The organism is Shewanella sp. SM73, assembly GCF_025653795.1.
Lineage (GTDB): Bacteria > Pseudomonadota > Gammaproteobacteria > Enterobacterales > Shewanellaceae > Shewanella > Shewanella oncorhynchi.
Genome location: NZ_JAKKRY010000003.1, coordinates 59,873 through 73,584, shown reverse-complemented (window position 1 = coordinate 73,584; position 13,712 = coordinate 59,873). Strand labels below are relative to the sequence as shown.

At 44.8% G+C, this 13,712-nt stretch carries 8 protein-coding genes and 6 tRNA genes; 5 read left to right on the top strand and 9 right to left on the bottom strand.

The window, feature by feature from the left end; all coding sequences use genetic code 11:
- Positions 1-33: 33 nt before the first annotated feature.
- From L5M51_RS05700 to L5M51_RS05685, 4 genes are all read right to left on the bottom strand, one after another.
- A tRNA-Ser gene (locus L5M51_RS05700) sits at positions 34-124 on the bottom strand.
- A gap of 748 nt (positions 125-872) precedes the next feature.
- A tRNA-Ser gene (locus L5M51_RS05695) sits at positions 873-963 on the bottom strand.
- 178 nt (positions 964-1,141) lie between these two features.
- Positions 1,142-3,139, bottom strand: coding sequence for a methyl-accepting chemotaxis protein (locus L5M51_RS05690; RefSeq protein ID WP_263171937.1), 1,998 nt, complete (start codon positions 3,137-3,139; stop codon positions 1,142-1,144).
- A gap of 546 nt (positions 3,140-3,685) precedes the next feature.
- Positions 3,686-3,776 (bottom strand) — tRNA-Ser (locus tag L5M51_RS05685).
- Positions 3,777-3,997: 221 nt separating this feature from the next.
- Here L5M51_RS05685 and L5M51_RS05680 point away from each other — a divergent pair.
- Both L5M51_RS05680 and fabA read left to right on the top strand, forming a co-directional pair.
- The gene (locus L5M51_RS05680) at positions 3,998-5,731 is read left to right on the top strand and encodes an AAA family ATPase (RefSeq protein WP_113940941.1); all 1,734 of its coding nucleotides are present in this window, start codon (positions 3,998-4,000) and stop codon (positions 5,729-5,731) included.
- Positions 5,732-5,805: 74 nt separating this feature from the next.
- Positions 5,806-6,321, top strand: coding sequence for a bifunctional 3-hydroxydecanoyl-ACP dehydratase/trans-2-decenoyl-ACP isomerase (fabA, locus tag L5M51_RS05675; protein ID WP_198574003.1), 516 nt, complete (start codon positions 5,806-5,808; stop codon positions 6,319-6,321).
- 107 nt (positions 6,322-6,428) lie between these two features.
- Here the strand turns inward: fabA and rmf are convergent, their stop codons facing one another.
- The 5 genes from rmf to rlmKL form a co-directional block, all read right to left on the bottom strand.
- On the bottom strand, positions 6,429-6,605 hold the full coding sequence (gene rmf / locus L5M51_RS05670) for a ribosome modulation factor (RefSeq protein WP_006082074.1): 177 nt from the start codon (positions 6,603-6,605) through the stop codon (positions 6,429-6,431).
- A gap of 187 nt (positions 6,606-6,792) precedes the next feature.
- Complete coding sequence (locus L5M51_RS05665; RefSeq protein ID WP_173497385.1) at positions 6,793-8,625, bottom strand: DUF3466 family protein; 1,833 nt, start codon at positions 8,623-8,625, stop codon at positions 6,793-6,795.
- 28 nt (positions 8,626-8,653) lie between these two features.
- Positions 8,654-10,579 carry an ABC transporter ATP-binding protein gene (locus tag L5M51_RS05660; RefSeq protein WP_173497384.1) on the bottom strand — a complete coding sequence of 642 codons (1,926 nt, stop codon included), beginning with the start codon at positions 10,577-10,579 and terminating at the stop codon, positions 8,654-8,656.
- A 1-nt stretch (position 10,580) separates the two neighbouring features.
- On the bottom strand, positions 10,581-10,835 hold the full coding sequence (locus tag L5M51_RS05655) for a glutaredoxin family protein (protein ID WP_263171935.1): 255 nt from the start codon (positions 10,833-10,835) through the stop codon (positions 10,581-10,583).
- Positions 10,828-12,957 (bottom strand): bifunctional 23S rRNA (guanine(2069)-N(7))-methyltransferase RlmK/23S rRNA (guanine(2445)-N(2))-methyltransferase RlmL, encoded by a 2,130-nt coding sequence (rlmKL, locus tag L5M51_RS05650; RefSeq protein ID WP_263171933.1) that lies wholly within the window; start codon positions 12,955-12,957, stop codon positions 10,828-10,830. The genes L5M51_RS05655 and rlmKL overlap by 8 nt, the downstream gene beginning before the upstream one ends.
- Before the next feature lie 257 nt (positions 12,958-13,214).
- Here rlmKL and L5M51_RS05645 point away from each other — a divergent pair.
- From L5M51_RS05645 to L5M51_RS05635, 3 genes are all read left to right on the top strand, one after another.
- A tRNA-Met gene (locus L5M51_RS05645) sits at positions 13,215-13,291 on the top strand.
- Between the two features lie 41 nt (positions 13,292-13,332).
- Positions 13,333-13,409 (top strand) — tRNA-Met (locus L5M51_RS05640).
- A 145-nt stretch (positions 13,410-13,554) separates the two neighbouring features.
- Positions 13,555-13,631, top strand: a tRNA-Met gene (locus tag L5M51_RS05635).
- Positions 13,632-13,712: the final 81 nt, after the last annotated feature.

Sequence of the window (13,712 nt, the reverse complement as noted above, 5' to 3'; positions counted from 1 at the left end):
CCATGAATAAACATGGCCTTTTTTGTAAAAATATGGCGGAGGAGCAGGGATTTGAACCCTGGGTGGGCTATAAACCCACGCCGGTTTTCAAGACCGGTGCATTAAACCACTCTGCCACCCCTCCGAACGAGCGAGATAATAGCTATCTCTGTCGCCACTGTAAACTTAAATTTATGGTTAATCGTGTTGATTGACTATTTCATATTCACTTAAATCGAAAGCCGTGAATAACAAAGGGATTAGAATGAGAAAACTGAAATGAAAATTGCACAAACAAAAAAGGCCATCATTACTGATGACCTTTCCCGTGAATATGGCGCAGGAGCTGCGCTTCAAATCAGGAACCCAAGGGTTCAAACGGTATGAATGCAAAATGCCGCTAATTGCTTAGCGGCATTTTGACTAAATATGTCGCAGGAGCTGAATTTAGAATGAGGAACCTTGGTTCAAATTGCACAAACAAAAAAGGCCATCATTACTGATGGCCTTTTCCGTGAATATAGCGGAGGAGCTGCGCTTCAAATCAGGAACCCAAGGGTTCAAACTATATGAATGCAAAATGCCGCTAATTGCTTAGCGGCATTTTGACTAAATATGGCGGAGGAGCTGAACTTAGAATGAGGAACCTTGGTTCAAATTGCACAAACAAAAAAGGCCATCATTACTGATGGCCTTTTCCGTGAATATAGCGGAGGAGCTGCGCTTCAAATCAGGAACCCAAGGGTTCAAACGATATGAATGCAAAATGCCGCTAATTGCTTAGCAACATTTTGACTAAATATGCCGCAGGAGCTGAACTTAGAATGAGGAACCTTGGTTCAAATTGCACAAACAAAAAAGGCCATCATTACTGATGGCCTTTCTCGTAAATATGGCGGAGGAGCAGGGATTTGAACCCTGGGTGGGCTATAAACCCACGCCGGTTTTCAAGACCGGTGCATTAAACCACTCTGCCACCCCTCCGAACGAGCGAGATAATAGCTATCTACTACTCTGCTGTAAACCCTTAATTTAAAGAAGCAATCTACATGGTCAATCTACATCCAATCCGCTTAAAAATATCGCGTTATTCAACTTATCTTTGAATCCCTTATCAGTTGAAGCGCCATTTTAAGGTGGCATACTTCACACTATATTAAGACTAAGCTCGATTGATATTGATTAAACGGTCAGATAGTTTCTGCATCTCAAGGCTTAACACATCAAGCGCCGTTGCATCGAGGGAGTTATCTTCACTGATGCTATTTATTCGCACCGCCAACTCATTAATCTCTTGAGTGACTTGGCTTTGCTGCTGAGCAGCTAACGCGATTTGTTGGGCACGCTGTGAAATATCATCGAAACTTTGTACGGTACTCGATAGAGAATCGGCAGCGCCCTCAGCCTCCGCAACCGCATGGACAGTGCGGGACTCCCCAGCTTGCATTGCTTGCACAGCGAGCCGCGAAGCCGATTGCAAAGCGTTAATCATGGTACTAATTTCATTAGCCGAATCTTGAGTTCGCCCCGCAAGGGTTCGAACTTCATCAGCAACGACTGCAAAACCACGACCCTGATCGCCCGCTCTAGCCGCCTCAATTGCCGCATTGAGAGCGAGCAAATTAGTCTGCTCAGAAATCGCCTTAATCACATCTAATACAGCGCCCACCTTTTGACTGTCTTGGGCCAATTGGGATATCACCTTAGTTGCGTTGGCAATTTCTCCTGATAATGCCTCAATAGAAGTATTGCTGGCTGCAACACGGGTTTGCCCTTCCCGCACTACAATCAAAGACGATTGCGCAGTTGCAGCACAGTCATTGGTATTATTCGCGACTTCCATGGCGCTTGAAGACATTTGCGTTATCGCAGCGGCTAATTGTGCACTCTCCAGCCGCTGTTGCTCTGCGCGCTGAGCTAACTTACGGCTAAGTCCGCTTAATTGCGTTGCCTCAAATTGAATTTTCTTCGCTTCTTGAGTGATCAGATCTAACATTGCCCTTAACGTCCCTGCATAGGTGTTTACGGCTCGGCGCAAAGCGCCAATCTCATCATCCCGCTGAATTTGCAGTTCAACATTCGCCCCCAAACTACCGTTCCCAAGGGAAGCAATTTGATCTGTGGTTTCCTCAAGTTGCGCCAACAGTTTTTTACCCGATAACCAAGCCAGAGAAAGTAAAATGGCGAGTAATGGTAATAAAAACAATAAAATATCAAATGTTAGCTCACGGGCAAGCCCTGTGACTCGCGTTTTAGGCGTCACAAGGCCAATCACCCATCCGGTATCAGGCATCACAAAAAGACTCACCTCACTCGCCTGATTAAGTCTTCCATCCTTATTTAAGCTTACAGACACCACTTTGTTGATTGAGGTTTGCTTAAGTGCAGCTTCAACGGGGGAGAGCCAAGGTAACTGCCCGACGAGATCCGTAAAACGCAACATAGTGTCGGACTTATTCGTTTCAGGAAAATGTAAGATATTACCCGCTTGGTCTAAAGCAAAAGCATAACCGTCAGTCACATTGCCATGTTCTGTTAAAAATTTGGCTAAATCATCAAGTTTTAAATCTATCGTTGCGACCCCTGCAAATGTACCCGTGAGACGATATGGCACACTGCATGTCACCATAGCCACCTTTGTAACCGGATCTTGATAAGCCTCTGACCATAAACATTGAGATACTGAGCTAGTCCGCGCGCCCGTATACCAAGGATCATTATGATACCCAGGGCCAGATGGCGCATTATAGTCATCCGAATATGCCAGTAGATTATCGCTACCACGGGCCCAGAAAAAACTGTGGCGGATACTCCCAGCGACGAATTTATCTGGCTCAGGCCAGATCCCGCCCCCAGCGATAGTGAGATCGCCATTGTTATCAATCAAATTAGGTAAGGAGTTAAGATATAGAGCTTGCTCATGGGGTAGCACTTCTGCGAGGTGTGCAAGGCTTAAAGTAATCCCCTCAATGCTTGCCAACTTAAGTGCGAGTTGCCTTACGATACTGCTCCCCGTTTGCTCAATTAACTCTTGACTCGCCGCCACCACTCGAGGCTGCCCTCGAAGTGACATCACACCAAAAACCGCGAGCCCAGTCAGTAGAAGCAGCACTACGCTGCCCATTGTGAGCCGCTGCGAAATACGTGTAGGTAACAACATAGCTTTCTCTACTTAAAATAAGTCACCCTGATGGGAGAATTGTTCGGCCGTATGATCCAAGACTGTCGAGAATCATACGTCGCACCATCCTAGTGCAAATTTTAAAGACCATAAAAACCATTAACTTGGCCACAAACTTAGTGTAGACCATAAACGAGAAGCGCGGATAAAAAAGCCCATTAATCAGTAGCAGTCACTGATATCAGAATGAAGAATCTAGGGTTAACACAATGAACAATCATGACAGATAGTCTTTCCCTAAAGCATGGCACTGACGCCACGTTTAGGGTCAAAACCTAAGAGCGGAAATAGCACAAATGCAAAACGCCGCTAATTGCTTAGCGGCATTTTAACTAAATATGGCGCAAGAGCAGAACTTAGAATGAGGAACCTTGGTTCAAATTGCATAAACAAAAAAGGCCATTATTACTGATGGCCTTTCTCGTGAATATGGCGCAGGAGCTGCGCTTCAAATCAGGAACCCAAGGGTTCAAACTGTATAAATGCAAAAAGCCGCTAATTGCTTAGCGGCTTTTTGACTAAAAATGGCGGAGGAGCAGGGATTTGAACCCTGGGTGGGCTATAAACCCACGCCGGTTTTCAAGACCGGTGCATTAAACCACTCTGCCACCCCTCCGAACGCCGAAAATAATATAAGTATACCGCTAACTTGTAAACCTCAATTTTTAAATATCGAGTCAAATGCTCAACTTATGTTCACCCCGATGTTTTTTACAACAAATACATGGCCAGTTTCAACGAATAATCGAGTAAACAGAGGTAAAAACACCTATACAGTGAGAGACTTGTCGTCTTGGTATGGTAAAATCACTGCAACTTTTCACGGTAAATGCTTATATGAATTCACTCTTGATACCCACGTCTTCACTCGCACCTGAATTTAGCCTGCCAACCCTTCCCGAAACGGCTGACAATCTAAGCGCATTACTCTTAGGACAAGAGCGTGCTGTGGATGCGTTTAAACTCCACCAAGCTATTGTCGATCAGCACTTGTATCTGGCTGATTTCCCGAGCATTGACCGCCAATTAATGATCCAAGCCTGTATTGATAGCCTAGCGCCGTTATCTCCAGCTTATTTAGTGGCAACACGCCCGACTGACAAAGCGGCAACATTTCAGTGGCAATCAGAGAAACCACAGGAAAATCAGGTCAGTATTGCCGAAAAAACGACTCGCTATCGCTACCTCAGTGGTAATATTCGCCGTGTAGACCTCATTGGCCGTATGGCACAAACAGGAACAACAAGCCAGTATCAAGCTGGTGCTCTGGCCGAATGTCATTATGTATTTATTTGCGCCGAGTCACTTTGGAAACGTGAAGGTTTATGGGAATTAGTGATGCAAATCCTCACCCATAAAGCGTATCAGATTAGCAATAACCTAAGTCCTATCCCGCTCAATTGTAAAATTGTCCTTATCGGTGCAGGAATGATTTATAGCCAAGTCAGAACTGAGGATTGGCAATTTCAACGTCACTTTACCCTACTAGCAGAACTCGCTAGCGAAATCGACTTGGTCCGTTATACAGAGTCACAATACGTCGCATGGTTACAAGCGGTTGCACAAAGTGTCGAGGTCACTCTAGAACAATCAAGCCTAGCGCCACTTTTTCGTTATAGTGCACGGCTAACCGAACATCAGCGCCGCCTCAGTTTGTCTATGCTCGAGTTTGCCCAACTGATGGTACAAGCTAAAGCCTATTGTGGTAAACCGAGTATCAATGCGAGCAGTATTGAGCTCGCGTTAGCCCAAGCCAACTATCGTCATAACAGCTCGGAAGAGTATTCAGGTCAAAGCTTCGATGACAACTTCATAAATCTGCCAACTTCGGGTGCTATGGTTGGTCAGATCAATGGTTTAACTGTCATTGATGCCATCGATTACAGTTATGGTGAGCCTGCGCGGATCACGGCATCTGTTCACTATGGTGATGGTGAAGTCGCCGATATCGAAAGAAAATCTGAACTTGGTGGCAATATACATGCCAAAGGAATGATGATCCTTTCTGCCTGCTTGTACCGTATCTTTGGGCGAGATGCACCATTACACCTAAATGCCAATATCGTTTTCGAGCAATCCTATCAAGAAATTGATGGTGATAGCGCATCACTCGCCGAATACTGCTGTTTGATGTCAGCGATTGCTGAACAACCCATTATTCAGTCACTGGCAATAACTGGTGCATTGGATCAATTTGGTAATGTGCAAGCGATTGGTGGCATCAACGAGAAAATTGAAGGCTTTTTTAATCTGTGTGAACGTCGTGGTCTCACGGGAGAACAAGGCGTTATTATGCCCAAGTCGAACGTGTTACAGCTTAACCTCAATCCCAAAGTGATTACAGCTGTAGGCAAAGGCTTATTTCACCTCTATGCAATCGAGCATATGGACCAAGCTGTTGAGCTATTAATGCAAATGCCTGCGGGTGTAGCCGATGAAGATAATGATTTTCCACATGATTCATTATACGGCCTTGTACAGGAACGATTAGACAAGCTCGCAGGAAATGGCGAGGAGGAAATCGGCATAATCACGAGATTACTCGCAAAATTGGGATTTTTTCGCCGCTAATTAGCTGATCGGAGTTGTTTAGCTTACACGTGTTCGCTAATCTTGGCGGCTCTTATTGCTGGAGTAGTAAAACAATGAACAAAGCAAACAGTTTCAATAAAGAAGAACTCATCGCCTGTGGCCATGGGAAATTATTTAGTCCAAACTCACCTCGTCTGCCTGTCGATAACATGCTGATGATAGATAGAATCGTTACTATCAATGATAATGGCGGTGAGTTTGGCAAAGGTGAAATTGTCGCTGAACTCGATATTAATCCAGACTTATGGTTTTTTGACTGCCACTTTATTACCGACCCGGTAATGCCTGGTTGTTTAGGGCTAGATGCCATGTGGCAACTCGTTGGCTTCTATTTAGGCTGGGAAGGCGCGGAAGGCAAAGGACGTGCTCTGGGTGTAGGTGAAGTGAAGTTTACGGGTCAAGTATTACCAGGCGCTAAGAAAGTCACTTATAAACTCAATATTAAACGTACTATTCACCGTAAACTGGTGATGGGTATTGCCGATGCAATCCTTGAAGTTGATGGCCGTCAAATCTACAGTGCAACCGATCTTAAAGTCGGTGTCTTTAGCGATACGTCTACATTCTGATCAGTCTTACTCCAATACACTGAAGATATAAAAATGCCCTCATCTGAGGGCAATATGCTGCATTACTTTGCTTGTTCTGGGCTATTTAATTAATGAGTAAAACTCAATTATTTATTAAATAGCCCATTAACTCGGCCATCCACACCTTCACGCCAACCGCCTAACCACTGCGATCGCGAATCAAGATTTGCATATGGACAGAGCTCCTTAGAGCGTCCACCAACCCCAGCTTGGAATCCTTTTGAAAAAGCTCTGTCTAAACGATCTCGTTTTTGTCTTTTCATGCAAGCGTCCTCTGTTCTACATAAAATAGAAGCAAAAGCTTCACCCATAGAAATAGTGCTTTTTGACGCCAAGATCAATCAAAAAATCGGCTATTATACTGACTATTTATTAAACTATTGAGATCTTAGCGAAAAAAAATCGAGGCATTTCGCCTCGATTTTTTTAGTCTGAATTGAAGCTTAAAACTTAACGAATTCGACGACGGAACCACACCAATGGCAAGGCAAATAACCAAGCTAACGTTGCTGCACCAGAACGCTCAAAATTACCGGTATCGGTACTATCTTCAACAGTACAAGCTTCACCACTGGTAGCCGGTTTAAGTACAACCATACGTGGAACATAAGCCGTTACAGGCTCGCCACTACCACTCAGCTCAAATAGCGGTAAGCCATTTTCACCAATAACTATGTTGCCATCTTTATCAAATTGATAAGAAGGTTTACGAATAAAAGCCGTACCTACGATAGTGCCATCTTCATTGATACTCGTACCTTCAACCACTAAAATATCAGCGTTATATTGAAGAATTTTACCCGAGCCATCCTGAACTTCGACCTGATGACGTGCCCAGCTACCATCGTTTGATTTTTCATACCCCTTAGACTCGCAGGTCAGCAATTTATTGATATTGCTAAACTCACCCGTCGACTTCTCATACAGGAAACCCGCTTTGGGGCGTGGCTTCTCTTTATCGTAAGTCGTTTCAACGTAACCAACTACTTGACCTTTATTGTTAATATCCTTGGGTTTACTCGAAAGATCCGTTGCCGTTGAGGCAAAATCATTAGGGGTTACATAGCCAACATCGGGTGTATTAGTATCAAAATAGAAAAACTTGTCGCGTAAATAACCTTGAATATAGCTACGATAACTACCGACAAGAATACCACTATCATTGATGTCATAGGCAATGGAACTTGAAATCGATTCGCCCATTGGGATCCAGTGGTATTTATAATTACCTTCGGCATCCTTAGCCCAATAAGCCGCATCTTGGTGCAACTTATCTGTATTGTTGTTACGATAAACGTGCGAACGACCAACAACCACGCCGTTATCATTCACGCCGAGCGCCTGAGCAGTAAAGGTTAAGGTGTTATCAGCTTTAGGCGTTAACCCTAAAGGCAACTCAATTCCCGTAGCGATATTATTGTCGATTTGCCATACATAGGCACGCGTCTGGTACTGAATGTTACGCGTACCCGTAGAGTTCGGATATTGCTCACGTTGTACACAAACATCCAATGGCAAAGTATTATCCGAGCCTAAACAATAATTAACACGATCACTACCATATTTACTGATAGCAGTACTGGCATAACCAGCCACTAAGTTATTATTATTAATAGCTGTAGCAGCAGACCATCCACCTAACTCTGCGGTTTTAGTCTTATCAGCATTAACAAATTGCGTGTAGGGAGGAACTAATGGAATTTCAGTGCTCCCCACTTTTACAACACCGCGGAACTCATAGTCGCGGTAATACCAATAATCATCGGTAACATCAGTAGTTGCAGTGTTCTCTGTTTTCTTTTCAGGCGCAGTCATGCTGCCCACTTTAATACCGGCATCATTAATACCGTAATAAAAGGTATCAACAGAGTTAATCACAGCAGTATCATTTGGCGGTGTAGTACCATTAATGCTGTCGAATGTCGGTAACCAAGCCCCAGCTGCACCATTTTCTGCAGCAATAAAAGCAAAGTTATTTGCAACAATGGCAGCGGTAATAGAATAAGTAATGGTTTCTTCTGGTGCGATACCGTCGGCAACATCAATCACGCCGCCTTCGACATCTGAACTGCTGAGTTTTTTCTTACCCTTTGAAATACCGACTAATTCACCACTAGCATTCACACCTAAAGCATAACCGTTACGAGTGCCTTCAAGCGTGCCCTGCAGGTCATAATTATCGATGTTAACGATTTCATAGACAGGTGCAGCATGGGCACTGTTTAATACACCAAGGACACCTAAGGCAACCAAGGAAAGGGCTTTATCCAACTTTGACTTCATTAATTCTATTCCCATTTTTATTATTGGTTTACTTCAGTGACTCAAGCTCTTCCCAACGCTCGAAGCAAACTTCCAATTGCTTTTCTTTATCAGCCAACTGACTCAATACCTGATTGACTTTATCCTGCGCCTGACTATAAAAGTCTGAATGTCCAATAGTGGTCTGCAATGCGAGAATTTCTGCCTCCAATTGCTCCATCACATTAGGTAGCGACTCTAACTCACGCTGTAGCTTATACGACAGTTTTTTTACCGCTTTCACAGGTTCTGCAGTTTTAACTTCAACGGGTTTAGTTTCAACCGCAGGAGCTTCGACCGCCTTTTGCGAACTAGGTTCCTCAGAATAAAACTTTGCCCCTTGGTTCACGGCATCTTGATAACCACCTACATACTCGCTCCAATGGCCATTACCCGCATACCACCAGCTACTGGTCACAGTATTGTCGATAAATGCCCTATCATGGCTCACTAGCAACAACGTACCTTGGTATTCAGTGAGCAACGACTCTAGCAATTCTAAGGTCTCAATATCAAGATCGTTAGTTGGCTCATCGAGAATGATTAAGTTTGCAGGGCGAATTAATAACTTAGCCAATAACAAACGGTTCTTTTCACCACCCGACAGCGCTTTCACTGGCGTTCTGGCGCGCATAGGCGAGAACAAGAAGTCCTGCAAATAACTTAATATGTGGCGGTCTTGACCATTGATCGTGATGGTCTTCTTACCTTCACCAACGTTATCTTCAACGGTTTGCTCAGGATCTAACGCTTCGCGATATTGGTCGAAATAGGCGATTTCTAACTTAGTACCAACTTTAATTTCGCCCGATTGCGGTTGCAGTTTCTCGATTAACAGCTTGATCAAGGTTGATTTACCACAACCGTTTGGCCCAATCAGCGCAATACGGTCACCACGGATAACCGTCGTATTAAAGTTTTTAACCAGATTTTTATCGGGCAGATTGAAGTTAAGATCGGTCACATCAAAGACTAACTTACCAGAACGTTCAGTATCCGATACTGCCATTTTAGCATTGCCTTGACGATTCAGACGTTCACTTCGCTCTTCACGTAAAGCCTTAAGTGCGCGAACTCGACCTTCGTTACGGGTACGTCTGGCTTTAACACCTTGACGGATCCATACTTCTTCATCGGCGAGACGCTTGTCAAACAAGGCATTTTTCTCGGCTTCGACGCGCAACCATTCTTGCTTACCATCAAGATACATTTGATAGTTGCCCGGCCATGAGGTCACCACACCACGGTCTAAATCGACAATCCGCGTCGCCATACGGGCAATAAAGCCCCTATCGTGGCTGATAAAGACGATAGCGCCTTGATAATCGAGTAAAAACTTTTCAAGCCACTCGATAGTGTCTATGTCTAAATGGTTGGTCGGTTCATCAAGTAACAACAGATCTGGCTCGCTCACCAGTGCTCTGGCTAACGCCACTTTACGCTGCCAACCACCCGATAACTCGCTCAAGGATTTGTCAGGATCGAGTCCTAATAATTCGCAGTTTTGTTGGATGCGAGAATCTAGCTGCCATCCATTATAGTGGTCTAAGGTTTCTTGCAGACCTTGCATTTCATTCAGCATACGATCCATTTGCTCAGGATCGGCATGGGCCACATCGTGGGACAGTTGATGATAACGCTCAAGCGCCTCGCCCACTTCCTTTAATCCCGCAGCAATATAAGCGTATACCGTGCCTTGCTCAGCCTTTGGCGGATCTTGTTGTAGACGGCTAACGGTCACATTACCAGCGATGTTGAATTCGCCTTCATCCAGCAGTACATCACCAGATAACACTTTTAATAAACTCGACTTGCCAGCACCATTACGGCCAACAATACACACGCGCTCACCGCGTTGAATAGTAAAATCCGCTTTTTGTAACAACGGAGTGTAACCATAGGCTAAAGAGCCACTATTGATACGAACCAGACTCAAACTAAGCTCCTGTAAACTCTTGTAATTGCGTTGCGTTAAATGGCCAATGTAATTCTCTACCATCCCAAGCTTTAAGCACAGGGATCGATACGCCATAACGCTGCGCGAGGTATTCATCGTCACATATATCTATGGCTCGATAGCCAATGTCAGCCGCGGCCAGTAACGCCGCGGCCAGTTCACACAGATGGCAGCCATCGGTGTGATATAGCAGATAAGACCTATTATCCCGCTCTGCTTGAGTCAACTCAGGCATGGGTGATAAGCCAGGTATTATGGATATGTGGATTACGTTTGTAGTCCATAGGCAAAGTCACATCATCAATGTTCGTCACATTAATGTTCATCTTTGTCAGCGTCTCTATGTCCATCTTAAACTTACGTTTATTGTTAGAGAACACTAGCTCACCCGTTGGGCTGAGCAGTTTTACTAAGGATGCCAGTAAGTTCACATGATCCCGTTGCACATCAAACGAATCTTCCATGCGCTTAGAGTTTGAGAAAGTCGGCGGATCGATAAAAATCAGATCGTACTGTTCATTACAATCCCTAATCCACTGCATGCAGTCAGATTGAACAAACTCATACTGCTTACCTTGCAAGCCATTGAGCGCAAAGTTGTCCTTCGCCCAAGCGATATAGGTATTGGACATATCGACCGTCGTCACCGACTTAGCACCGCCAAGCGCTGCATGCACAGAAGCAGAACCTGTATAAGAGAACAAGTTCAGTACGCGGCGACCTTTAGATTTTTGACCGACTAAACGACGTGTCAATCTGTGATCGAGGAACAAACCTGTATCCAAATAACCGGTTAAGTTCAACTTGAACTTAGCGCCATATTCGGTAGTGATAAGCTCTAACTTACGCTCATCCAGCTTTTGATATTGACTCGTGCCCTTTTGACGCTCACGCGTCTTCATGATCATCTTGTTAGGGTTGATGCCAATGGCCGATGGCAGTGCTAATAACACATCACTTAAACGACGTTTAGTCACGGCTTCAGGTATGGTCGCTGGCGCCATATACTCTTGAATAATCACGTAATCTAAATACTTATCTACTGCGACGTTATATTCAGGAATATCGGCATCGTAAATACGATAGCTGTCGATGCCTTCTTTCTTCGCCCATTTCTCTAATAACTTGGCATTCTTCTTAATGCGGTTAGCAAAAGCTGGGGCAATATCAGCAATGTCGACGCCGTCTGGCAGCACTGGTGTATCACGACGCGTACTGGTCGCATGCAAGGTATAAATGTTAAAGGCACATTCTAAGGCACCGTTGAACATCTTCATCTGTTTGTCGGCTTTAAGCTTAAGTGATGATACCAGCTCGATATCACTACACAGCATGGCCACTTTCCAGCCGCCAAACTCTTTCTTAAACTTGTCGCCTAGCTGATAGTAAAGCTGCAATAACTCAGACACATTGCCTAAACGTTCACCATAAGGTGGGTTAGTGATCAAATATCCACTTTCTGCAGGCGGCGTTATCGTCAACGCATCTGCAACTTGAAACTCAATTAACTCGAGTACACCGGCATTTTCGGCGTTACGTTTGGCTAACGCGACTAAGCGCGAATCGATATCTGAGCCGTAGAATTTAATCTCACAACGTTTCACGCCTAATGAGGCACGCGCTTTTGCTTCTTCAACGATTTCTTGCCACACAGCTTTATCATGACGACGCCAATGTTCAAACCCAAAACGGCTACGCTGTAAGCCTGGGGCAATATCAGCCGCCATTAAAGCCGCTTCAATCAGCACAGTACCGCTACCACAGAAAGGATCGAGCAAGGTCGAAGGCGCTGCTTGCCAGCCACTGCGTACTAACATGTTGGCGGCTAAGTTTTCCTTCAGAGGCGCTTCGCCAGTAGTAGAACGATAGCCACGTTGATGCAATGATGGACCAGAGAAGTTCATCGCAATCGTGATTACGCCATTACGAAAATGGGCATCAACTTTAAAGTCAGCATCGACGCGTGACACATTGGGGCGCTCAACGTCATCGTCCCGAAATCTATCCACAACCGCGTCTTTAATCTTGAGTGCGCCGAACTGGGTGTTATTGATAAAACCACCCGTACCATGAAAATCGATACTAAAAGTGCTTTTATTGGAAAAATGCGCCGGCCAATCGACGCAATAGGCGGCATTATAAAGTTGCTCTGCCGACTCGCAGCTGCCTTTATAGATAACCAACACGATACGGCTGGCTAAACGTGTCCATAAAGTAATCCGATACGCTAAAGCTAAGGGGGCAGTGAAATACACACCAGCAACACTCTCTTTTACTTCAGTCGCACCAAATTCTGTCAGCTCTTGGGCTAAGCTATATTCAAAGCCCTTAGGGGCGGCGGCAAAAAAATTAAGCATGGGATAATCAGTACGCAGTCAAAATCAAAGCGACATTATACCTGCTCGAATACATAAAAGATAAACAGTTATTAGCCGAAACCCCATTTAGTCTCATCCTCGACCTAAGATAATCAACGAAAAATCCCTAACTTATGTTTAAATTGTATGAAAGCCCCCCACTCCGCTTTATATTTAAGCGTTCACCATCTTTTTCGATCTTCGTCCTTGCAATGCCAAGGCGCTGCCGTTATAGTCTGCCCCGCTTTGAAGACGGACGCGGGATGGAGCAGCATGGTAGCTCGTCGGGCTCATAACCCGAAGGTCGTAGGTTCAAATCCTGCTCCCGCAACCATTTAAAAGCAAAATAGTGAAGTAATACAGATAGATATAGGACGCGGGATGGAGCAGCATGGTAGCTCGTCGGGCTCATAACCCGAAGGTCGTCGGTTCAAATCCGGCTCCCGCAACCACTTTCTATATGTGTTTATAACGAGAAACAGCTTATCGGGCCCAACTCCTTATAAACAACAGGCGAAGGTCGTCAGTTCAAATGCGACTCCTGCAACCAATTCTTAGATGACAGAATTAAAATAGTTATTAACAGCAACAATCGGACGCGGGATGGAGCAGCATGGTAGCTCGTCGGGCTCATAACCCGAAGGTCGTCGGTTCAAATCCGGCTCCCGCAACCACTTTCTATATGTGTTTATAACGAGAAACAGCTTATCGGGCTCAACTCCTTATAAACAACAGGCGAAGGTAGTCGCTGATTT